The organism is Xanthomarina sp. GH4-25, from assembly GCF_045363175.1.
In the GTDB taxonomy this organism is placed as follows: Bacteria; Bacteroidota; Bacteroidia; order Flavobacteriales; family Flavobacteriaceae; genus Xanthomarina.
Window position 1 is genome coordinate 16501 of the sequence record NZ_JBJFLO010000009.1, and the last position, 23727, is coordinate 40227.

General features: G+C 31.2%; 26 protein-coding genes and 1 other RNA gene. 14 read left to right on the forward strand and 13 right to left on the reverse strand.

Going from position 1 to position 23727, the window contains the following annotated elements:
• The first annotated feature begins 54 nt into the window (after positions 1-54).
• The 4 genes from ACI5KZ_RS12985 to ACI5KZ_RS13000 are packed head-to-tail and all read left to right on the forward strand — an operon-like array spanning position 55 to position 2994.
• A complete protein-coding gene (locus tag ACI5KZ_RS12985) occupies positions 55-618 on the forward strand; it encodes an RNA polymerase sigma factor (RefSeq protein WP_109308105.1) in 564 nt (187 codons plus the stop codon).
• A gap of 10 nt (positions 619-628) precedes the next feature.
• Positions 629-1192 (forward strand): hypothetical protein, encoded by a 564-nt coding sequence (locus ACI5KZ_RS12990; RefSeq protein ID WP_109308104.1) that lies wholly within the window; start codon positions 629-631, stop codon positions 1190-1192.
• A complete protein-coding gene (locus tag ACI5KZ_RS12995) occupies positions 1170-2264 on the forward strand; it encodes a hypothetical protein (RefSeq protein WP_109308103.1) in 1095 nt (364 codons plus the stop codon). Before ACI5KZ_RS12990 ends, ACI5KZ_RS12995 begins: the two co-directional genes overlap by 23 nt.
• A gap of 19 nt (positions 2265-2283) precedes the next feature.
• The gene (locus ACI5KZ_RS13000) at positions 2284-2994 is read left to right on the forward strand and encodes a head GIN domain-containing protein (protein WP_109308102.1); all 711 of its coding nucleotides are present in this window, start codon (positions 2284-2286) and stop codon (positions 2992-2994) included.
• A gap of 47 nt (positions 2995-3041) precedes the next feature.
• Here the strand turns inward: ACI5KZ_RS13000 and ACI5KZ_RS13005 are convergent, their stop codons facing one another.
• The 3 genes from ACI5KZ_RS13005 to ACI5KZ_RS13015 form a co-directional block, all read right to left on the reverse strand.
• Positions 3042-3614, reverse strand: a complete 573-nt coding sequence (locus ACI5KZ_RS13005; protein ID WP_406847856.1) for a hypothetical protein — start codon at positions 3612-3614, stop codon at positions 3042-3044.
• A 55-nt stretch (positions 3615-3669) separates the two neighbouring features.
• Positions 3670-4968, reverse strand: a complete 1299-nt coding sequence (locus ACI5KZ_RS13010; RefSeq protein ID WP_406847857.1) for an MFS transporter — start codon at positions 4966-4968, stop codon at positions 3670-3672.
• A 78-nt stretch (positions 4969-5046) separates the two neighbouring features.
• Positions 5047-5877 (reverse strand): M48 family metallopeptidase, encoded by an 831-nt coding sequence (locus ACI5KZ_RS13015; RefSeq protein WP_406847858.1) that lies wholly within the window; start codon positions 5875-5877, stop codon positions 5047-5049.
• 155 nt (positions 5878-6032) lie between these two features.
• Here ACI5KZ_RS13015 and msrB point away from each other — a divergent pair, with 155 nt between their 5' ends.
• The 3 genes from msrB to lpdA all read left to right on the forward strand — a co-directional run bounded on the left by msrB (position 6033) and on the right by lpdA (position 8655).
• Complete coding sequence (msrB, locus tag ACI5KZ_RS13020; protein ID WP_406847859.1) at positions 6033-6506, forward strand: peptide-methionine (R)-S-oxide reductase MsrB; 474 nt, start codon at positions 6033-6035, stop codon at positions 6504-6506.
• Positions 6507-6581: 75 nt separating this feature from the next.
• Positions 6582-7136, forward strand: a complete 555-nt coding sequence (locus ACI5KZ_RS13025) for a DUF1572 family protein (protein ID WP_406847860.1) — start codon at positions 6582-6584, stop codon at positions 7134-7136.
• A gap of 142 nt (positions 7137-7278) precedes the next feature.
• Positions 7279-8655, forward strand: a complete 1377-nt coding sequence (gene lpdA, locus ACI5KZ_RS13030) for a dihydrolipoyl dehydrogenase (RefSeq protein ID WP_406847861.1) — start codon at positions 7279-7281, stop codon at positions 8653-8655.
• Between the two features lie 115 nt (positions 8656-8770).
• On the opposite strand, the gene aroQ is transcribed toward lpdA, so the two are convergent.
• From aroQ to ACI5KZ_RS13060, 6 genes are all read right to left on the reverse strand, one after another.
• On the reverse strand, positions 8771-9184 hold the full coding sequence (aroQ, locus tag ACI5KZ_RS13035; RefSeq protein WP_406847862.1) for a type II 3-dehydroquinate dehydratase: 414 nt from the start codon (positions 9182-9184) through the stop codon (positions 8771-8773).
• Positions 9185-9286: 102 nt separating this feature from the next.
• Positions 9287-9925, reverse strand: a complete 639-nt coding sequence (locus ACI5KZ_RS13040; protein ID WP_406847863.1) for a porin family protein — start codon at positions 9923-9925, stop codon at positions 9287-9289.
• 169 nt (positions 9926-10094) lie between these two features.
• A complete protein-coding gene (locus ACI5KZ_RS13045) occupies positions 10095-10751 on the reverse strand; it encodes a porin family protein (protein WP_406847864.1) in 657 nt (218 codons plus the stop codon).
• A gap of 154 nt (positions 10752-10905) precedes the next feature.
• On the reverse strand, positions 10906-11436 hold the full coding sequence (locus ACI5KZ_RS13050; protein WP_406847865.1) for a hypothetical protein: 531 nt from the start codon (positions 11434-11436) through the stop codon (positions 10906-10908).
• Between the two features lie 117 nt (positions 11437-11553).
• Positions 11554-12141: a hypothetical protein gene (locus tag ACI5KZ_RS13055; protein ID WP_406847866.1), complete on the reverse strand. Its 588-nt coding sequence runs from the start codon at positions 12139-12141 to the stop codon at positions 11554-11556.
• A 150-nt stretch (positions 12142-12291) separates the two neighbouring features.
• Complete coding sequence (locus ACI5KZ_RS13060) at positions 12292-12978, reverse strand: porin family protein (RefSeq protein WP_406847867.1); 687 nt, start codon at positions 12976-12978, stop codon at positions 12292-12294.
• Between the two features lie 220 nt (positions 12979-13198).
• On the opposite strand from ACI5KZ_RS13060, the gene xerD reads away from it, so the two are divergent.
• Both xerD and ACI5KZ_RS13070 read left to right on the forward strand, forming a co-directional pair.
• Positions 13199-14095, forward strand: coding sequence for a site-specific tyrosine recombinase XerD (gene xerD / locus ACI5KZ_RS13065; RefSeq protein WP_406847868.1), 897 nt, complete (start codon positions 13199-13201; stop codon positions 14093-14095).
• 86 nt (positions 14096-14181) lie between these two features.
• On the forward strand, positions 14182-15342 hold the full coding sequence (locus ACI5KZ_RS13070) for an ATP-binding protein (protein ID WP_406847869.1): 1161 nt from the start codon (positions 14182-14184) through the stop codon (positions 15340-15342).
• Positions 15343-15375: 33 nt separating this feature from the next.
• Here the strand turns inward: ACI5KZ_RS13070 and rny are convergent, their stop codons facing one another.
• The 4 genes from rny to ACI5KZ_RS13090 form a co-directional block, all read right to left on the reverse strand.
• On the reverse strand, positions 15376-16950 hold the full coding sequence (gene rny, locus ACI5KZ_RS13075) for a ribonuclease Y (protein WP_109308092.1): 1575 nt from the start codon (positions 16948-16950) through the stop codon (positions 15376-15378).
• A 49-nt stretch (positions 16951-16999) separates the two neighbouring features.
• Positions 17000-17144: non-coding RNA, 6S RNA (gene ssrS / locus ACI5KZ_RS13080), on the reverse strand.
• Positions 17145-17195: 51 nt separating this feature from the next.
• Complete coding sequence (locus tag ACI5KZ_RS13085; protein ID WP_109308091.1) at positions 17196-17489, reverse strand: cell division protein ZapA; 294 nt, start codon at positions 17487-17489, stop codon at positions 17196-17198.
• Between the two features lie 15 nt (positions 17490-17504).
• Complete coding sequence (locus tag ACI5KZ_RS13090) at positions 17505-17795, reverse strand: hypothetical protein (RefSeq protein WP_109308090.1); 291 nt, start codon at positions 17793-17795, stop codon at positions 17505-17507.
• 174 nt (positions 17796-17969) lie between these two features.
• Between ACI5KZ_RS13090 and ACI5KZ_RS13095 the strand changes: the two genes are divergently transcribed.
• The 5 genes from ACI5KZ_RS13095 to ACI5KZ_RS13115 all read left to right on the forward strand — a co-directional run bounded on the left by ACI5KZ_RS13095 (position 17970) and on the right by ACI5KZ_RS13115 (position 23699).
• Positions 17970-19661 (forward strand): M23 family metallopeptidase, encoded by a 1692-nt coding sequence (locus tag ACI5KZ_RS13095; RefSeq protein WP_406847870.1) that lies wholly within the window; start codon positions 17970-17972, stop codon positions 19659-19661.
• Positions 19615-22134, forward strand: coding sequence for a carboxypeptidase-like regulatory domain-containing protein (locus ACI5KZ_RS13100; RefSeq protein WP_109308088.1), 2520 nt, complete (start codon positions 19615-19617; stop codon positions 22132-22134). Before ACI5KZ_RS13095 ends, ACI5KZ_RS13100 begins: the two co-directional genes overlap by 47 nt.
• 84 nt (positions 22135-22218) lie before the next feature.
• Complete coding sequence (locus ACI5KZ_RS13105) at positions 22219-22464, forward strand: hypothetical protein (RefSeq protein WP_109308087.1); 246 nt, start codon at positions 22219-22221, stop codon at positions 22462-22464.
• 242 nt (positions 22465-22706) lie between these two features.
• Positions 22707-23081, forward strand: coding sequence for a hypothetical protein (locus tag ACI5KZ_RS13110; RefSeq protein ID WP_406847871.1), 375 nt, complete (start codon positions 22707-22709; stop codon positions 23079-23081).
• 120 nt (positions 23082-23201) lie between these two features.
• Positions 23202-23699, forward strand: coding sequence for a hypothetical protein (locus ACI5KZ_RS13115; protein ID WP_109308085.1), 498 nt, complete (start codon positions 23202-23204; stop codon positions 23697-23699).
• Positions 23700-23727 lie beyond the last annotated feature (28 nt).

Below are 23727 nucleotides of genomic sequence, written 5' to 3' on the forward strand. Positions count from 1 at the left end.
AAAACTGTAACAAACTTAAAAACCAAGCATCTTTATACTAACAAACCGTTTTAATTGACACTAACCAAACAAAATATCAAACAGCTTGTAGAGCTTTGTAAATCTGAAAATCAACTAGCGCAGTTGGAAATTTACAACAGATACAACAAAGCGATGTACAACGTAGCATTTAGAATTGTAAAAGATCGTTTTGAAGCTGAAGACGTCATGCAGGAAGCTTTTCTGCTTGCTTTTACAAAACTTGAAAGCCTACAAGATATATCAACATTTGGTGCTTGGTTAAAACGAATTGTAATTAATAAAAGTATTTATCATTTTAATAAAAATAGCAAATATGAAAATGTTTCTTTTGAAGATGTAGAATACAATATTGAAAGTGATACTATGGGAATCCCTAATGATTATGAGTTTACAAATCTAAAAGCAAAACAGGTTTTAGAGACTTTAAACACATTAAAAGAAAGTTATCGTGTATCACTAACATTACATTTAATTGACGGTTACGATTATGAGGAAATAGGTGACATATTAAACATAAGTTATGCCAATTGTAGAACCACTATATCGAGAGCAAAAGAAAGTTTAAGAAAAAAATTACAACTACAAGTCTCACTTTAATAATATAGATATGAGCACAGACAACCTAAATAAATTATTTGAAGATTTAAAAGACACTTTTGATTTAGAAGAACCAAGTTCTGACCATACCAAACGTTTTTTAAACAAATTGAATAACAAATCAAACATTGTTTCAAACAATAAATCTAAAAGCAGACATTTATGGAAGCCAATGCTTGGTATTGCTGCATCTATTATGCTAATAGTTACTTTGTTTATTACAAATAATAAACAAGATAGTGTTAGAGATTTGGCAAGTGTGTCTCCAGAAATGGCTCAAACGCAAACTTTCTTTACAAATACTATTACAGAAGAATTAAAAAAAATTGAGCAAGCTTCTAATCCAGAAACCAAGCTAATTATTAAAGATGCTTTAATTCAAATTAAAAAACTTGAAATAGATTATGATAATCTTAAAGTAGATTTAACTAAAAGTGGTGACGATAATCGCGTAATCTATGCCATGATTAAAAACTTTCAAAATCGAATTGACATATTACAAAACACATTAACACATATTGAGAACATTAAACAACTTAACAATCTAAACAATGAAAACAATACAACTATATAAACTTGCAATCCTCTTTTTATTAATTCCATTCATTGGTTATTCAACTACTAATCTAAATGGGAAGGAGAAACACACCAAAGAGAAAACTATTAAAAAATCTTTTAATGTATCGGCAAAAGCCACATTAGAAATAGATAACAGTTATGGAAACTTAGACATTGTTACTTGGAATGAAAACAGAATCGAGATTGTTGTAACCATAACAACTAAAGGGAATGACGAAGAAAAAGTACAACGAAAATTAGATGATATTACTGTAGAATTTAATGGATCTAATAGTTTGGTTTCTGCAAAAACCATTTTCAATAAAAACAAATCTAATTCTTGGTGGAATTGGGGTGGAAACAACAACGTAAACATGTCTATAAATTATGTGGTTAAAATGCCAATTACTAATGCTGTAGATTTAAGCAACAATTATGGTAACATTAATGTTGGAAAACTTGAAGGTCGTGCAACCATTAATTGTGATTATGGTAAAATAACAACCAAGGAGCTCTTAGCTGATGGCAATCGTTTAAATTTCGATTATACCTCTAACTGTTATTTTGAATACATTAAAAGTGGTGAAATAAATGCTGATTACAGTGGATTTACAATTGCAAAAACTAAAAACATCCATATTAATGCAGATTACACCTCATCCATTATTGAAACGGCTGAAGATGTAAACTATGTTTGCGATTATGGTTCTATAAAAATCAACAGAGTAAACAATGTTATTGGTAATGGCGATTATTTAACTGTTTTTATTGGTGATGTTTATAAAAACGTGACTCTTGAAGCCGATTATGGTTCTATAAAAATTGCAAACATGACTAAAAATGCTGGGAACATAAACATAGAATCAGATTATACAGGAATTAAAATTGGTCATGATTCTAATTATCACTTTAATTTCGATATCGATTTAGAATATGCATCCTTAAATGATAGTGGCGATTTTCAGTTCAATAAAAAACGTGAAGATTCAGGAGACAAATATTATGCTGGGTATTATGGCGCATCAAATACAGGGAATTTAATAAAAATAGAATCAGATTACGGAAGTGTATCTTTTAATAAAAACTAACCACTAAACTAAATTTATTATGAAAAAATCAATTCTAATTATCGCCATTCTAATAAGCTCATTTAGCTTTGCTCAAAAAGTAAATGGCAATGGAAATGTAGCTACAATTACAAGAACTACTGAAGACTATGATGGTGTAAAATGCTCAGGATCTTACGATTATATATTAGTCGCAGGGACAGAAGGCAAAATCATTCTTGAAGGTGAAGAGAACTTATTAGAATATATTATTACTGAAGTTAAAGGAAATGACCTAATTGTTAAAGTTAAGGACAAAATAAACCTTAATCCAAGTATGAACAAAACCATAAAAATTACTATTCCGTTTAAAGAGATCCATAGCACTTCACTTACTGGTTCTGGAGATTTATGGAATGAAGACAAAATAAATACTACTAATTTTGCTGTTTCTCTAACCGGTTCGGGTGATGTTACCATTGATATTAACGCTAATTCGATAACAAGTAGCTTGTCTGGTTCTGGAGATTTAAACTTAACTGGTAATACAGATAGCTTAAAAGTAACTGTTTCTGGATCAGGAGATTTTAATGGTTCAAAATTAGAATCTAATCACACTGATGTGTCCTTAGCAGGTTCTGGAGATGCAGAGGTTGTAAGCAATAAATCTTTAAAAGCAAGAGTTGCTGGTTCTGGTGATATTGAATACAGAGGAAATCCAGATAAAGAAGACACCAAAGTAGCTGGCTCTGGATCAATAAGTAAAGACTAACAGTCTAATTAAAAAAAAAGCCACTCAAATTGAGTGGCTTTTATAATTTACATTCTTTCTAACACGGTACTAGATTCAGTTACAATTACAATTTCTATTTCATTAACAACTTGTATTTGTTCATCTACTTGAGACATCGTTAATACATTTCCATTTGAACTAAATTGATAAGTAGCTGTTTGGCTAGTTTCAAAAACAGATGTATTTACGCCATCTATTTCTAAATCAAACAATAATCCATCTGTAGACATTAAATTCCCATTAGTATAATAATTTCCTGAACCATTTACATCAGTATATGTAGATGACATATCATCCATGACGACACCGTTTACTTCTGTAATGGCACGCATTTTATAATTACCATGAGTTGTAAACTCATTACTCGTAAAAGTTACAATATAATCGAATTCTGAACCTGTAATAACAGAAGATGTTTCTATTTCTTCAGCATTAAACACTGTAGTAGTTGCTGTTAGAGCATTAAAAGATACTACATTCCAATCTCCAATAATTTGTGCTGAATTGGGATTATTAGCATTGTAACTTTCTCCAAAATTACCTTCTAAAGGTTCATCATTACAAGAATGATAATGAAAACAATAAAATAGATAGTACAAAAACAGATAGAGACTTAAATTTATTCATTTTAATTTTATATTAATTTAATCAATATTATTTCAATTTAATTTTTGGTACCCTAAATAATAAAATAATTCCTATTAAAAAGAAAACAAATAGAAATACAATAGCATTTCGCATACTTCCAGTTAGCTGATCTATGGTGGCAAAAATAACCATCCCAATAACAATTCCTATTTTTTCAGCAACATCATAAAAACTAAAAAATGACGTTGTATCTTCTGTTTCTGGTAAAAATTTGGAATAAGTAGACCTAGCTAAAGCCTGAATGCCTCCCATAACTAGTCCAACAACACCAGCCGTTAAATAAAAATGAAATGGCTCAACAACAAAATATGCAGCAAAACACATAGCCATCCAAATAAAATTAACAACAATTAATGTTTTGATATTTCCAAATTTTTCAGAAGCTCTAGATGTTAAAACAGCGCCCAGAATAGCAACAACCTGTATCACTAAAATACTAACAATTAGTCCCATGGTTTTTTCAGAATCGTCTGCCCATGCTATTTCTTCCTCACCAAAATATACAGCGACCAACATGATGGTTTGTACTGCCATACTAAACACAAAAAAGGCTGCTAAATATCTTTTCAACCTTAAGTTTTGCTTTAGTTGATGCCACACTTGGCGCAACTCTTTAAACCCGTTTAAAATAATATTTCTAGTTACCTTTTCACCATTTGAAACTCCTTTTGGTAAAACATAAAAAGTGTATTGACTAAATAAAATCCACCAAACACCTACCATAACAAAAGACCAGCGCATCATTTCTATTTTAGCCTCACCAGTTTCTTGGCTCATAACCATGGCTAAATTTATAATGAGTAATATGACACTCCCAACATATCCTAAAGAAAACCCTCTAGCACTTATTCTATCTTGTTGTTCTGGAAAAGCAATATCTGGTAAGTACGAATTATAAAAAACCAAACTTCCCCAATACCCAATGAGTCCCATAAAATAAAATAACAAGCTTATATAAATATGATCTAAACTAAACCAATACAAGCCAATACAACCAATACCCCCTACATAACAGAAAAATTTCATAAAACTTTTCTTATTCCCTACATAATCTGCTATTCCAGATAATAATGGAGACATAACCGAAACAACCATAAATGTAAAAGCAGTTACAAAAGTTATTAATGCTGTGCTTTTAAATTCAAAACCAAACGCATCAATGTGTTTAATTTCACTTAGAAATAATGCTGAATAAAATATTGGAAAGATTGAAGAAGCAATGGTTAAGGTGTAAACAGAGTTTGCCCAATCGTAAAAAGCCCAAGCATTTAACAATTTTTTACTTCCTTTTTCAAGTTTTGTCATAAAACGTTTTTAAAATAAAAAAAGCTGTTCTGTTAATTGAACAGCTTCGAAAGTAAGTAAATATTTTAAATTATGCTTTTAAAATTTGGTAATTGGCCTAAAAGAAGTCACACCAAACTTTTTAGCTTCAGCAACTGCCATAGGTACTAAAGAGCTAATTTCTTGAATTCTAGAATCGTTAGAAGGATGCGTACTTAGTATTTCTGGTGGCGCACCTCCTCCACTATTTGCCTTCATTCTTTTCCATAACTCAGCAGCTTCACTTGGGTTGTATCCAGCCATTGCCATTAATATCAACCCTATTTTATCTGCTTCTGTTTCATGACTTCTACTAAAAGGCAACATCACCCCAACTTGAGATCCTATACCGTAATACTGATTAAAAGCTTCTCTGTCGTTGTCATTTTGAATGGCAATATTTCCTGCCATTGCTACTCCTTGTTGTATATAATCTGCACTCATGCGTTGTTGACCATGGTTTGCAAGCGCATGTGCAACTTCGTGTCCCATAATGGCTGCAACTCCTGTCTCGCTTTGAGCTATTGGAAGAATTCCAGTATAAAAAACTATTTTTCCACCAGGCATACACCAAGCATTGACAGTTTTGTCATCAATTAAATTATATTCCCATTTATAATCATTTAAATAACCTTCGTAACCATTGGCATTTAACCAACGTTCTGCAGCAATAGAAATACGTTGTCCTACACGTTTAATCATTTCAGATTGTGCTGTCCCTTTAATAACCTTGCTTTGTGATAACACTTGATTATATTGTTGAAATGCTGTTGGAAATAACTGTGTATTTGGCACCAATGCCATAGTTTGTTTTCCTGTAAATGGATTTGTTGAACAAGACATTATCAGTAATAGTAGTCCAAACACTCCTATTTTATTCATTAATTTCATTTCTAGCGTTTTTATTGTTTTATAAAAATACAAAAACCATTCCTTTATTTAATAGCCAGGTGAATTTTGTTTCTAAGCAATTCTATTTTTAGATTGTAAAGTTATAAATTGTATTGCGACTGACTGTAACACATATCAAAATAATTTTAATTCATATGAAACTAATAATAAGCCTGATTCTAATTGTAAGTATGCAAAGCTGCATGAGCCAAGAGAACAAAAAAGAAACGAGTAAAAGCACCTTTAAAATAACTAAAACAAATTCTGAATGGAAACAACAATTAACAGCTAAAGAATATTATGTTTTAAGAGAATCTGGTACCGAAAGAGCTTTTTCAAGTCCTTTAAATAATAATAAATCTGAAGGGACTTATGTCTGCGTTGCATGCAAAACACCATTGTTTAAAAGCGAACATAAATTCGATTCTGGAACTGGATGGCCAAGTTTTGATAGAGAAATTTCTGGAAATGTTAGTTTTTCATCTGATGGAAACGAATATATTGGTATTGAAGAACATTGTGCTACATGTGGAGGACATTTAGGTCATATTTTTAACGATGGCCCTAAAGACACGACAGGTAAAAGGCATTGCATCAATGGCGTAGCTCTAGAATTTATTCCAAATTAATATTTTTAATTGTACTATCAATTTTTATAATACTTGTTATTTAATCGAAGTTGATTTTAGTATTATCTTTAGTATATGGAAAACACATACATTTCTGCTATAAAAAAACAATTTGATTATTATAAATTAGTTGGAGACAAAACCTTCGAGCAACTAACATTTCAAGACATGCAATGGGCTCCAAATGAGACTTCAAATAGCATTTCAGTTATTGTAAAACATATGGTTGGAAATATGTTAAGTAGATGGACTAATTTTTTAACAGAAGATGGTGAAAAAGAATGGCGACAACGTGACCAGGAATTTGAACAATCTTATACCAATAAAGCAGAGATTATAGCTGCTTGGGAGAAAGGTTGGACTTGTCTATTTGATGCTATTTTACCTTTAACTGAAAGTGATATGAACAGGATTGTTTATATTAGAAATGAAGGACATTTGGTTTCCGAAGCAATATTTAGACAATTAGGTCATTATCCATACCATATAGGTCAAATAGCATATTTAGGAAAAATCCTGAAAAGCAATGATTGGAAATCGCTATCCATTCCTAAAGGAAATTCAACGACGTACAACAAAGAAAAATTTAGTAAAGAAAAAGGCCAACGCCATTTTACAGATAATCTTTAAAATTTAACTTCTAAAAAAAGATACTCCATAGTTACCAAATCTATTTAGACATTTGATTTTTCGAATTTAGTATTTGTGATTTGTTATATGAAATTTACTTTTTGTAACTTCGTAGCTTCTTAAAACGACTAAAAAAAATACGATGAGTAAATACGATATAATTGTACTTGGAAGTGGTCCTGGAGGCTACGTTGCTGCTATTAGAGCTTCTCAATTAGGTTTTAAAACTGCTATTATTGAAAAAGAAAACCTTGGCGGCATCTGCTTAAACTGGGGTTGTATTCCTACTAAAGCCTTATTAAAATCTGCACAAGTTTTTGAATATTTAAAACATGCTGAAGATTATGGTCTTTCTGTAAAAGGATTTGATAAAGATTTTGATGCTGTTGTTAAACGTAGTCGTGGCGTTGCTGAAGGCATGAGTAATGGTGTTAAATTCTTAATGAAAAAAAATAAAATTGATGTTATTGAAGGTTTTGGGAAGCTAAAAACTGGAAAAAAGATTGATGTTGACGGAAAAGAATATACAGCCGATCATATTATTATAGCAACGGGAGCACGTTCTCGCGAATTACCAAGCTTACCTCAAGATGGTAAAAAAGTTATAGGCTATAGAGAAGCAATGGTTTTACCAAAACAGCCAAAATCTATGATTGTGGTTGGTTCTGGAGCTATTGGTGTAGAATTTGCTTACTTCTATAACTCCTTAGGAACTGAAGTAACAATTGTAGAATACTTAGATAAAATTGTACCTGTTGAAGATGATGATGTTTCTAAACAATTAGAACGATCTTTTAAGAAAAGTGGTATAAAAATTATGACTTCTGCTGAAGTAACAAGTGTTGATACTTCTGGAAAAGGCGTAAAAGCTACTGTAAAAACTAAAAAAGGAGAAGAAATATTAGAAGCTGATATTGTACTATCTGCTGTTGGCATAAAATCGAATATAGAAAATATTGGTTTAGAAGATGTTGGGATTGCTGTAGATAGAGATAAAGTTTTAGTAAACGATTATTACCAAACTAACATTCCTGGTTATTATGCCATAGGAGACATTACTCCTGGGCAAGCTTTAGCTCATGTTGCTTCTGCCGAAGCCATTTTATGTGTAGAAAAAATTGCAGGACAACATGTAGAAGCCTTAGATTATGGTAACATACCTGGTTGTACCTATTGTACGCCTGAAATTGCCAGTGTTGGTTTAACCGAAAAACAAGCTAAAGAACAAGGCTTGGATATTAAAGTCGGAAAATTTCCGTTTTCTGCCTCTGGTAAAGCAAGTGCTTCGGGAGCCAAAGATGGCTTTGTAAAAGTAATTTTCGATGCTAAATATGGCGAATGGTTAGGATGCCATATGATAGGTGCAGGAGTTACAGATATGATTGCTGAAGCTGTTTTAGGACGTAAATTAGAAACTACAGGGCACGAAGTGCTAAAAACGGTACATCCACACCCTACTATGAGTGAAGCTGTTATGGAAGCAGTTGCTGATGCTTATGGAGAGGTAATACATCTTTAAGAATTAAGAGAATAGAATATAGATAAAAAAGGTTTCGAATTATTCGAAGCCTTTTTTTAATGTGTCTTGGTTCTAAGGTGAACAGTTTTAGTTCTAAAAACAAAGCAGTCTATTTTCAAAAACTTTGAATTGCCAGCTCATAACTTTGCAAACCAAAACCAACAATAATCCCTTTGGCGTTTGGTGCCACATAAGATAGATGTCTAAAATCTTCACGCTTAAACGTGTTAGAAATATGCACTTCTATCACTGGAGTTTCAATTGCTGCAACAGCATCACCTATTCCAACAGAAGTATGTGTATAAGCAGCTGCATTTAATATAATACCATCATAAGTAAAACCCACTTCCTGAATTTTATTTATCAATTCTCCTTCAACATTAGACTGATAATGCTCTAATGCTACTTGAGGATATTTTTCCTTAATGGTTTCAAAAAACTCATTAAAGGTTAAGCTTCCATAAATCTGTGGTTCCCGCTTCCCTAATAAATTTAGATTTGGACCATTTATGATGATTATTTTTTTCATCTATATCTTTTCTTTCAATACAGAAGTAAAGGTATCAAAAAATAAGGCATAAAAAAACCGAAGCTATTAACTTCGGTTTCAAAATTTATAAGATTTGCCGGATTAAAACATAAACCCAACACCAAATTGCCAAACAGCGTTTTTGGCATCTACATTTTCGAAAATAGTATTCTCTTCAAAAATGTTTGTTAATCCAAAATTGTAACGACCATTAATAAAAAAGCCATTGTCAAATTTATAACCTGCACCAAGAGCTAGACTCGTATCGAAATCTTTTACATAAGAATCGTCTTTGTCTATTTCTATATCTCCACCATCTGAGTTTGGTTGAAAATCTAATTCTTCATGAATTTTAAAACCAAACTGTGGACCAGCTTCAATACTTAACCCTTTAATTAAATAGGCTTTAAGCAATAAAGGTACTTGAATGTAATCTAATTGATATTCAATATTGTCATCGGTATCAAACACATTGTCTTGATCTATTTCTTTAACATCAAACCCTTGTCCCGAATACATAACCTCTGGTTGAAAGGATAATCTTTCAGTTAATGGAATTTCAGCTAGTAAACCAACATTAAAACTAGTTCTTGATGCCACATCGTCTATATCATCACCCGTTATTTTAGTAAAATTAACACCAGCTTTAACACCTAATTGAACGGCCTTTGAATCTGCTTGTGCCTGCATTAAAGTTGTACTAAAAATGAGTAATCCCGTTAATAAAATTAATTTTTTCATATGTGTTTCTATTTAAATTTATAATTATGTTACAAATATTAAAGATTTTGTAAGCATATATTGACGTATTCAAAAAGAAAAATGACGCGATTAAAAATTAAAGTAATTGAACGACACAAAAAAACCGAAGCTATTAACTTCGGTTTTAAATATAATTTATATTGTTTTTTTAGAACATAAAACCAACTGATAGTTGGATTACTCCATTATGCCATTTATCATCTGTTCCATCAACATCGAGAACATTCGATAAGCCTAAGTTATAACGAGCTCCAAAGTTTAAACCATTATCCAATTTGTAACCTAATCCAAAGTTTAAGCCAAAATCTACTGAACTAATATTATCCTTTATGTCTTCTTCTCCAGATTCAGAATAAGTTTCATCAAATCCTCCACCTTCAATACTTTCTGTATATTCGTACTCAGATTTAGCTGAGGCTAAAATCCCTACTTGAGGACCAGCTTCTACACTAAACCCATTAGTTACATAATATTTAAATAACACAGGAATATTAATATAGCTTAAATTTAATTTGGCTTCTTCTTTGTCAGTATAAGTTACACCTCCACTAGTTTGCGTTGAAGAATAAGAATCTTTAGCTCCTTGCAAAGAGTATAATAACTCGGCTTGAAGTCCCATTTTTTCATTAAACATAATTTCAACTGCTCCTCCGATGTGGAATCCTACTTTTAAATCTGCATCTTCAATGTCGCCAGTTAAAGTGGCAAAGTTAACACCTGCTTTAGGTCCAAAACTAACTTCTTGGGCATTCACATTAGATAATCCAAATACTGCTACAGCAGCGATAAGTAATACTTTTTTCATAATAAATTAAGATTTAGGTTATTTTTAAATTATGTGCAAATATAAATATATTCTTTATTATGGCTACTAAAACAAGTAAGAAAACACTTCTTTTTAAAATATAAAAAAACCGAAGCTATTAACTTCGGTCTTAATTAATTTTAAAACAATTTATTTAAAGGTTTACCATAAAACCTAAATTAAATGCTGAGTAATAGAAATAATTATCACTTATTCCAATATAGTTAAAGTTTAGTTGTAAACGCTCATTAAGGTTAAACCCAACCATAGGTCTCCAATAAAAGCCACCATCATAATATTTGTTATTAAGGTAATCTTTAGCACTAGTTACAGAAATAGCATATCCTATATCTGCACCAAAAACCAAACGTCTGTTGACATTAATACGAGCAGCTGCTGCTACTGGTACATATTGATAATCTGGAGTGTCAAAACTTCCTATTATTGGACCAATATAATAGCTGTCTCCAAATGCTTGACCATAACCAGTAGCCAAACCAATATCAAATGCTTGATTAACTTCAAATAAGTAATTAGCATCTACAGAAAAGGCAAAAGAAAAATCGTAACCTTCATAATTTTCGTAAGGAAAGCCAATACTACCACCAATATTAAAACCTGACTGAGCAAAAGTAAAAGTGCTAAGTACTAAGGCTATTAACAATGTTAAAAATTGTTTTTTCATCTTTAATTTCTTTTAATTGTTTTACTAATATACTAACTATTTTTTAAGAATATTTAATCAAATTATATAAAAAGCCGAAGAATAAACTTCGGCTTTAAAACGATAATAAATGTTTTATTAGAATCCAAATTCAACTCCAAAATTAAATGAGTTGAACCCACTACTAGATATATAAGTGCTTCCGTAATAATTATCATCATAATCCACACCACCTGAAACATTTTGGAAAGAAGCTATTAAAGCAACGACTCCTAAATCAAACCCAAATTTAGGTCTGGCATAAAAACCAGATTTAGCATCACCAGACACATTAATTGCAACCCCAAGATCTAGACCACCAAAAAACTTATGGTCTGCAAAATAATATCTAGCAGAAGCTGCAATTGGCACAAAAGAAGCATCTTTATAGTCTCTAGCAAAATAATAATCGTCTTCCCAATTATAATAAGTATAGTTACCATCTGCAATAAAATGCGTGTAACCTAACAATCCTCCTACTTCAAAGTTATCGATAACTTCAAATAAATAAGCACCATCGAAACCAAAATTAAAAGCAGCTATATCGCTTGCCGTGCTTAAAGGAACTCCAATATTAGCTCCTACATAAAATCCGCCATTTTTGGCTTTCTCAGCAAAATCGCCTTGAGCCTTTATAGTGGTAAATCCGAGAACTGCTATAGCAGTTAATAAACATATTTTTTTCATAAATAGCTTTAGTTTTACATTATTAAGTTAAAACAAAGATAATTATTTTGGAAATTTTAAACTACAAATAGCCAAGAAAACACTTAATCATTTTATAAAAAAAAACCGAAGCCAATGGCTTCGGTTTTTTGCTATAAATTCAATTATTAATTAAAACATATACCCTACAGAAAGTTGGAATACACGATTTTTTCTTGAAAATGCAAAATTATTATAAACATCACCATAATCAGGATCATTATAGTAATCTTCATCATCTACTTTAGATAGTCCAAAACTATAACGTGCTTGAAAGAAAACACCATTGTCTAATTTATAACCAGCTCCAATGTTCATAGCAAAATCCGTTCCTTTAAACGCATCTTTTGTTTTAATTTCTTCCTCATCTGGAAACATATCATTATAATAATCACTTTCATCATCTTTAGCAGAAATTAAAAAACCTACTTGTGGTCCAGCTTCAATGCTTAAATTTTCAATAGGAAAAAATTTCGCCATTACTGGTAAGGTAATATAGCTAAGATTTACATTATTGTCTTTTTTATTATCATCAATGTCATAAAAAGATGTTTTATAACCTTGAGATGAAAATAATAATTCCGGTTGTACTGCAAACTTTTCAGAAATCATAATTTCTGCAAGACCACCTACATGAAAACCAACTTTTGATTTAGAATCTCTAGTTTGATCACCATCCCAATAATCATAATAATTACCAAAGTCTCCAGCCACGGTAGAAATATTCATACCTGCTTTTACACCAAAACTAACGTTTTGTGCGTTCATATTCGAAAATCCGAAAACTGCAACTGCAGCCATTAATAATACTTTTTTCATAATTGTTTAAGTTTTAATTGATTATAGCAAACTAAATACTTTTTTTTTGAATTATAAACAAAAAGTAAATATTTATTAACAATTTAATAAACATAACCATATAACTAATTGATTATCAATGTTTAATTTTTGTACTTATTAACAATTTATATTGAATCTATCTTTTATTTTAAAGAATAAACCCTAGTTTTGACTTATAATTTGCCATATTTTTGCTTTAATGAAATGGTCTCACGCTTTAAAAGATTATAAGCTATTTTTAAAAATAGAAAGAGGGTTGTCCAGCAATTCCATATCAAGTTACGGCTTAGATGTAGAAAAGCTGATTGCTTTTTTAGAGACAAACAGTATACAAGAAAGCCCACTATCTATTACAAAAGAGATCGTTCAGCAATTTATTTATGAACTGTCTAAAAGTGTTAATGCAAGAACACAATCAAGAATGATTTCTGGGTTGAGGAGTTTTTTTAACTATCTGATTTTTGAAGATTATAGAACTGATAATCCTTTAGAACTTATTGAATCTCCAAAAATTGGCAGAAAACTTCCAGACACGCTTTCTTTAGATGATATTAATAAGCTTATTGATGCCATTGATTTAAGCAAACCTGAAGGAGAACGCAATCGAGCTATTCTAGAAACATTATATAGTTGTGGATTACGTGTTAGCGAACTAACTAATTTGAAAATTTCGGATTTATTTTTTGAGGAAGGCTTTATTAAGGTTACTGGAAAAGGAGATAAACAACGTTTTGTTCCTATTGTAAACTCTGCACAAAAATATATTAACTTATATAAGAATCACGTTCGAAATCAACTTTCTATCCAAAAAGGACATGAAGACACTTTGTTTTTAAATAGAAGAGGAAAACAGCTTACAAGAGCTATGATTTTTACTATTATTAAACAGCTTGCTGTAAAAATTGACTTAAACAAAACCATTTCACCGCATACCTTTAGACATTCATTTGCTACTCACCTACTAGAAAATGGAGCAGATTTAAGAACCATCCAACTCATGTTAGGCCACGAAAGTATTACAACTACAGAAATCTATATGCACGTAGATAAAAGTCATTTAAAGAATGTTCTAAAAACATTTCACCCTAGAAAGTAATTATTTTGACGATTATTTTAGCAGTTCATCGATTTTTAGTATTTTTGTAAGACCCAATATAAATTCCCCAATGAAACTAAAAGCTAATGAAAAGTAATTCAATCTTAACCAACTATGGGTTAGAAGAAACGAAGAGCCCTAACACTGTTTTTAATTCCTTAAAATATCAATTCGCATTAGATAATTCTAATATTGGTGTTTGGGAATGGGATGCAGAAACAGATAAAGTTTATTATTCAAAATTAGCCAAATACAATTTAGGTTATACAGATTTTGAAGATTTAACAGACATGCATTGGAGCAAGCGCGTACATCCTGATGATATGGAAGTCCTCATGGAACGCTTTGAAACTCATGTAAAAAACCAAACACCACAATACAAAAGCGAACATCGTTTATTATGCAAAGACGGCACTTATAAATGGTTTTTCGATTGTGGTAAAATTATTGAACGTAATGATTCAGGCAATCCGAAAAGAGGTATTGGAACATTAATAGATATTACAGAACGGAAAGAGAGTGAACAGCTAGTAACCAGCAATTTAGATCTTATTACCAACCAAAATAAAAAACTTACAAATTTTGCTCATATTGTAACTCATAACTTAAAGGAATATGCTGGAAATTTTGAAAGTATCCTCCAGTTTTATGACGAAGCTGAAGATAATAATGAAAAAAACGAATTAATAGATCATTTAAAGACCGTATCTGCATCATTAAGTAAAACCATTACAAGTTTAAATGAAATTGTTTCTAAACAATCGATTAAAAGAATCGAGCGAAATCATTTAAACATTTACAATCAAATTGAAGAAGCCATAAAAATCCTTGATTTAGAGATTGCAGAAAAACAAGCTGTTATCCATAACAATGTTCATAAAACCATTACCATTTATGCCAATTCGGCCTACCTAGAAAGCATTATTCAAAATTTAGCTTCTAATGCTTTAAAATATTCACATCCAGAAAGAACACCAATTATCACTATAAATTCTCACATTTTTAATGATGGTTTATTAATGATTACTGTAACAGATAATGGAATTGGTATAGATTTAGAAAAATACGGAAAAGATATTTTTGGACTCTACAGAACATTTCATGGCAATGAAAATGCTGAAGGCGTCGGTTTATATCTTACTAAAAATCAAATAGAAACCTTAGGTGGCAATATAACCGTAAAGAGCAAAGTCAATGAAGGAACAACGTTTACCATTACCATGGAAACACAAAAAAAACCAGCTTAAAGCTGGTTTTTTTATTCTAAATTTTCACATTTATTATTTTGCAATATTCACTGCTCTAGTTTCCCTAATAACAGTCACTTTCACCTGACCTGGATAGGTCATATCAGTTTGAATTTTCTGAGAGATATTAAACGATAAATCAGATGCATTTTGGTCTGATACTTTTTCGCTTTCAACAATCACTCTTAATTCTCTACCTGCTTGAATGGCATAGGCTTTTTTAACGCCTCCAAAACCAAAAGCAATATCTTCTAAATCTTTTAAACGTTGGATATAGCTATCCAATACCTGACGTCTTGCTCCAGGGCGTGCACCAGAAATGGCATCACATACTTGAACAATTGGAGATAATAAAGAGGTCATTTCAATTTCGTCATGATGAGCACCAATAGCATTACAAACTTCATCTTTCTCACCATATTTTTCAGCCCATTGCATCCCTAATATAGCATGTGGCGTTTCCATATCTGCTTCGGCATCTGGCACTTTACCAATATCATGTAACAAACCAGCACGTTTTGCTAGTTTTGGATTTAAGCCTAATTCAGCAGCCATTACGCCACAAAGTTTTGCAACTTCTCGAGAGTGTTGCAATAAGTTCTGTCCGTAAGACGAACGGTATTTCATTCTACCAACCACTTTAATAAGCTCTGGATGTAAATTATGAATTCCTAAATCAATAATGGTCCGTTTACCTACTTCTATAATTTCTTGCTCTATTTGTTTGGTTGTCTTTTTAACAACTTCTTCAATTCTAGCAGGATGAATTCTTCCATCTGTAACTAATTTATGTAATGATAAACGTGCTATTTCACGTCTTACAGAATCGAAACAAGATAAAATAATAGCTTCTGGTGTATCATCTACAATAATTTCAACACCTGTTGCAGCTTCAATAGCACGAATGTTTCTTCCTTCACGACCAATAATACGTCCTTTAACATCGTCTGATTCAATATTGAAAACAGAGACACAGTTATCTACGGCTTCTTCAGTTCCAATACGCTGAATGGTATTAATAATAACTTTTCTAGCTTCTTGTTGGGCAGTAAGTTTGGCGTCTTCAAGTGTGCTTTGCACATAAGCCATGGCATCACTTTTAGCTTCACCTTTTAAAGATTCAACGAGTTGTGATTTGGCCTCTTCAGCAGACAAGCTAGAGATAACCTCTAGTTGTTCTATTTGACTTTTGTGAAGCCTGTCTATCTCTTCTTGTTTTTTCGAAAGAATTTCGACTCTATGATTGTAATCTTTTAATTTATCTTCTAAGCTCTGGTTGAGTTTGGCGTTTTTAGATAATTCGCTTGAAACTTGAGATTCTTTGTCTCTAGTTCGCTTTTCAGCCTCAGCCATCTTTTTATCACGAGATGTGATAACCTTTTCGTGTTCAGATTTTAATTCAATAAATTTTTCTTTGGCCTGAAGTATTTTGTCTTTCTTAATGCTTTCTCCTTCACTATTAGCTTCTTTAATAATTGAAGCAGCCGATTTTTTAGCACCTTTTATAAGTTTTGAAGCATTGTTTTTCTCTAATGCTTTTGCTATAATGAAACCGACTATGATTCCAAGTAAAACACCACCTATAGTTAATATAATTGAGTTGTCCATGTTAGTTTGTTTATATATAAAAAAAGCCTACACTAGTTCGTTTTGTAATAAACTCCTTTAAACAAGTTTAGGGCTAACAAACGGATCAAGTATCTGCCCGAGATACTGCGTTACTGAATAAATTCAGCACAGGCAGCACTAGCAGCTCGCTTTTACAGTTCAAACTCACCCTTTTTAAAGAAATAATGTTGAGTTTTCCAAATAATAACTAATGTAGGCAGTAACCTTATTTATTTTAAAGAACGTTAAGAGTTTAAATGACCTTGTAACAAATTGTTTAAAGCTGTTAGCTTTTCTTCAACATGTTCACTGACATTTTCTTTATCTATTGATTTTTGTTCTACTTGAGATGCAAATTGTAAAGCACACATGGCTAAAACATCTTGTTTATCTCTCACAGAATAACTTTGCTCAAATTGACTTATCATTGTTTCAATATTTTTAGCTGCTTTTCGCAACCCTTCTTCCTGACTAGGTGGAATAGTCAAAGGGTACACTCTATTAGCTATTGAAAGCTTTATTTTAAGCTTATCTGACATTGAAATTATGTTACATTATTCAGATAATTGCGCAATACAATGATCAATTTCTCTAATTAATGTGTTTATTTTAAGCTTTGTTTCTCTTTTATTTTCGTCACTACCAAGCATTGAATTTGCAATTTTGAGTGCCTCGTATTTTTCTTCCCAAGCTGCTATTGCATGCTGTTGGTCTTGAAATTCTTGTCGAGATTTGTTGAGCTCCTGTTTTAGTTTAGTATTAGCCTCATTTACTTTATCCATTTTAAGTAGAACCTGACTAATTTTATCTTCTAAAGCATCAACAATTTCTTCTATTTTGCTCATCTACAATTTTCAATACATATTAGACAAAGTTAAGATACCTTCGTATAAATTACAATTGTTTTTACATAAAATTTATAAAATGTTGTAATTGCTTGCTATTAATACAAAATAGCATGCAATATATCTTTTGTAGATATCGTTCAAATTAATAATTTAGCAAGAATTACTTTTTATATGAAATTTACGTTACCCATTTTTCTTTTTTTATTATGCTCTTTTGGTTTTTCTCAAGATTATTATCCAAAAGACTATTTTGGCAACCCTTTGGATGTCACTTTAGTGTTGTCGGGTTCTTTTGCCGAATTGCGTTCTAACCATTTTCATTCTGGGTTAGATATTAAAACGCAACAACGTGAAGGATTAAAAGTGTATGCTGCTGCTAGTGGTTATGTAAGTAGGATTAAAATTTCTCATTTTGGCTATGGAAAAGCCCTATATATTACACATCCAAATGGTTATACAACTGTTTATGCACATTTGCAAAAGTTTTCTCCAGAGTTAGAAGCCTATATTAAAAAAGTACAATACGAGAAAGAATCTTTTGAAGTTGAAGTGTTTCCTAACACACAAGACTTAATTGTTGAAAAGGGTGAAGTTATAGCTTATAGTGGAAATACAGGTGGTTCTGGCGGTCCACATCTTCATTTTGAAATTAGAGATAATGAAGAAAGACCTATCAATCCTATGCTTTTTGGAATTGATATTAAAGATACTACATTGCCCGTAATTAAAGACGTATATGTATATCCAACAGGACTTAATTCTTATGTAAACAAATCGAATGAAAAACAAAAATTACGATTAATTTCGTTGCCAAACGGCGATTATACGGTTGAAAACATACAAGCTTTTGGAAAAATTGGATTTGCTATAGAGTCTAACGACAGGCAAGATCTGGCTTATAATAACAACGGTGTTTACAACATTCAAACCTTTTTTAATGGAAATAAAAAAATAGATATTGACTTTAAGCGTTTTTCTTTTGATGAAACCAAACATCTTAATCGATTTATTGATTATAGTCATTACAAAACCGACAAACAAAGACTTCAAAAATTATTTATTGAACCAAAAAACCCATTGAGTTTGTATAAAGAATCTGATAATCAAGGTTATATTATGATTGAAGATAGTACCTCTTCGGTATATAAAGTAGCTGTTAAAGATTTTAAAAACAATACAACTTGGCTAACCATAAATATTGAGGGCAAAAAGGAACAAGACATAAAGCTTAAGGATTCCTTTGTGTCATCTTATTATATTTATGCCGATAAAACTAACGAACTGGTAAACAAAAACATTTCAATTGAGTTTTATCCTGACACCTTTTATGATGATTTTTACATGGATTTTTCAGTTTCTAATGATACTATCAAATTACATGATGACATCATTCCTGTAAAAAAACATTTTAAAATTACTTACGACATTAGCAAATATAACTCGCCAGATGCCGATAAACTCTATATTGCAAGACTTGTAGGTTATTATAAATATCCATGGTACTCCAACACAACCAAAGAACAGAATCTAATTTATACCATAACAGACGATCTTGGAACCTATGCGTTAATAGCAGATTTAATAGAGCCAACCATTAGACCTATAAACTTTAAAGATGGCCAGTGGTTAAGCAAATATCGTTACCTAAAACTAAAAATTGACGATGAGGGTTCTGGTATTTCAAATTATCGTGCAACAATTAATGGAAAATGGGTTTTAATGGAGTACGATTATAAAACAAAAACATTAACGTATGATTTTAATGACAAAATAATTACCGATACAAAAAATAATTTAAAGCTAATTGTTACGGATAATGTTGGAAATAATTCTACATTTGAAACTACATTTTACAGAAAATAAAAAAACAATACGTTTGAAAAATTTATATTATCTATTTAGTTTTTTCCTTTTTTTGACATCCTTTACAGGGGTTTCTCAAACAGGAACACTTAAAGGTGTTATTCTAGACGAAGCCAAAAACCCCATTCCTAACGTAAACATAAAAGCAGGAGATAAAGGAACAGTAACAAACGATAATGGTTTTTTTATATTAAAAATTCCAGCTGACCAAGATGTTATAGTAGCGTTTTCTCATCTTTCTTATAAAGGGATTGTGGCTACATTTAATTTAAAAAATGGCGAAGACATCGAGTTTCATCCAGTCATGAAAGAATCTGTTGAACAAATTTCAACCGTTGTCATATCCAGTAAAAAAAGAAAAGATGTTGAAGGTATTGTTACTTTAAAACCCGAAACAATAAGAAATATTCCTGGTGCTAATCCTGGTGTAGAAAATTTATTAAAAACACTTCCCGGAGTGAGTAGTAATAATGAGTTAAGTACTCAGTACTCTGTAAGAGGAGGAAATTACGACGAAAATTTAGTCTATGTTAATGGTGTCGAAATTTACAGACCTTTTTTAGTTCGTTCTGGACAGCAAGAAGGCTTGAGTTTTGTAAATCCAGATATGGTACAAAATGTCGATTTCTCAGCAGGTGGCTTTCAAGCTAAGTATGGAGATAAATTAGCTTCCGTTTTAGACATTACTTATAGAAAACCTTATAATTTTGGCATTAGTGCAGACCTTAGTCTACTTGGTGGAAGTCTTACAGCAGAAGCTATTAGTAAAAACACAAAGCTATCTGGTATCGTAGGTGTGCGTTATAGAGATAACAGTCTGTTTGTTAATGCCCAAGAAACAGAAACCAACTACGACCCAAAGTTTTTAGACATTCAGTCACAGATAAATTATAGTTTTTCAGACAAATTTAGTGTTAGCTTTTTAGGTAATGCTGCTTTAAATAAATACAATTATGAGCCTAAGACAAGACAAACAAACTTTGGAACTTTAGAAAACCCGTTAGCCTTACTAGTGTTTTATGAAGGTCAAGAAAAAGATCAATATCAAACACTTTTTGGTGCTATAAAAGGAACTTATTTGCTTAACGACAACGTGACTTTAAATTTAATTGCATCAACTTATCATACAACAGAAGAAGAGTATTTCGACATTTTAGCACAATACAGATTGGGTGAAGTCAACACCAATATTGGCGATGAGGATTTAGGTGAAGTAGAATTTAGCGAAGGTATTGGAGGACAATTAAATCATGGGAGAAATGATTTAGACGCACTGATTACAAACATAGAACATAGCGGTAAATACACACTAGATGACAACGATTTTGAATGGTCTTTAAAATACACAAACGAAGATATTAGAGACCGGTTAGTAGAATGGGAAGTAATTGATTCTGCAGGATTTTCAATCAATCCACCAGATGCTGGAGGTTTTAACAATCAACCCTATTCTCCATACGAAGGACCTCTTGTTGCTTTTCAAAATGTACGGGCAAAAAACGAAACTACCATACAAAGGCTACAAGCTTATTTACAATGGAGCAAACGAACGACACTTGGAGATAACGATGTGTGGTTTAATGTTGGTGCACGTGTTCATAATTGGACAGTTAGCGGCAACGGCATTGAAAAAACAACTCAAACCGTTGTTAGTCCTAGAGCGCAGTTTGCCATAAAACCTAATTGGGAAAAAGACATGCTTTTTAGAATTGGTGGTGGTATGTATTATCAACCTCCATTTTATAGAGAGTTACGCGATTCTTCGGGAACCGTAAGACCAGATGTGAAAGCTCAAAAATCTATTCAAGTGGTGATAGGTAATGACTATAGTTTTAAAATGTGGGACAGGCCTTTCAAACTAACTACAGAAGCTTATTACAAATACCTGACAGATGTAAACCCATATACTGTTGAAAATGTGCGTATTCGTTATCGTGCAGCTAATAATGCCACAGCTTATGCCTATGGATTAGATATGAGACTGAATGGCGAATTTGTTCCAGGAACAGAATCTTGGTTTAGCTTTGGATATTTAAAAACGCAAGAAAACATCAATAATAGAGGATATATTGCCAGACCTACAGACCAACGTTTAAAATTTGCAGCATTGTTTCAAGACTACGTTCCAAATATGCCTAAACTAAAAATGTATTTAAATCTGGTATATAATACAGGACTTCCTGGTGGTTCACCAAGTTATGCCGATCCTTACGAGTATCAAAATAGATTACCAGATTACAAACGTGCAGATGTTGGCATCCAATATGTAATTGTTGATCAAAACGAAACACATACAGGTTGGAGAAAGCCATTTAAATATCTATCCTTAGGGATTGAAATCTTTAATATTTTCAATGCTCAAAATTCCATAACAAATACTTGGGTTAGAGATGTGTATAGTAAAAGGCAATATGCTATTCCTAATTACTTGACACCTCGTGTGTTTAATGTAAGAACGACAATGAAGTTTTAATGGTTACAAAATGGTTGAATCGAGAAGTTGAAACATATTTGATTATAAACTTCAAATCCATAAAAATTAAATAATTTTATAAAAATGGGACTGAAAAAATTAGCTGAATTATCTAACGAGGAATTACTTGAAGAAAATAATAAAATACAATATAACAAAATCGTTAATGCTGCTATTATAGGATTATGCATAGGCATTGCTGTATATAGTGCAGTTAAAAATGGCTTTGGATTTTTTACGTTCTTCCCATTACTTTTGACTTACCCTTTTATAAAAAATGGAAAAAAAATCAAAGAATTAGAGAAAGAATTAAAATCTAGGAATCTATAATAATATACGTAAATATAATTAACAATAGTTTGAGAAATTTGAATTGAAAACGTTATATAAATTAGCAAAAAAAATAGACGTAATCCAATAAATTCATCCAACATATTATTATTTAACACTCTTTTTTTAATTTGAATCACAAACATTTATACATTTGTGTCAATGAAATATCCATTTCAATCATTAAAAAATAAAACTATGGATATTCCACTTAATAAATTAATAACAATAAATATATTTAAGTGAAACAAACGATTAGAAATATCATGGCACTAAGCCTACTCCTTGCTTATAGCTTAAGCATGGGCATTTCTATTCAGAATTTTATTGTAGATACGGTTTTAGATAGCGATCAACATCATGATGTGGCTATTAATCTTAATAATTCTAAGACACCTGAATTATCCATATTTCCAGACTTAGAACCTCTTGGAGATATTGTAACAGAAGAAGTTTTAAATTTTCAAACAGCAGATTTAAAAACCTCTTTTTTGTTTTTAAAACATGTAGAAACCTACACGTTAACTAAAGATAATCAATATCTAGTTAAAAGCAAAAACATCCAACCTGGATTAGATGTTGAGGCACTACTCTACCCTTTTCACACCTTTTCTTAAAATTCCATTTTTTATTTTTTATCACAACTAATTTTCTGAACGATGATTAGCTGTACTTATTTATTCAATTTTGACTTAATGTCAAAAAAAATCATTTTATAACTAATAAAAAACAACTTTATGGAATCTCACAGTACCATTATTGGAATTGTAATTGCACTTATAGTATTATTACCTTTAATTTTAATACAAGCAACACAAAAAAAAGAAAAGAAAAATTCGAGAAAAGGCTTTAAAGAAGAAGCTTTAAAAAACAATTTAAATATTAATGAACCAGATTTCTGGGGAACTTACTATGCTATTGCCTTAGATGAAACCGCTAACAAAATTATTTACTCTAAAATAATTAATGCAGAACACCACACTACAATTGTTGATTTAGGTAAAGTATCTTCATGCGAAATTGTAAGAACTCAAAGAGCTTTTAAAAACAAAACAACTTCTAAAATTGAAACAGATAAAATAGACTTAGTAATAACCAATAAAACTAAAACAAAAGACATTTTAGAGTTTTATAATGTAGATGTTAATATTGAAATGAGTACCGAAACTGCTTTACTAGAAAAATGGGAAGCAAAAATTAAAAGCAGACTTCTTAACGAAGCACATGCAGCTTAAGTGTTGATTTAATTGCAAAAAAAACCTT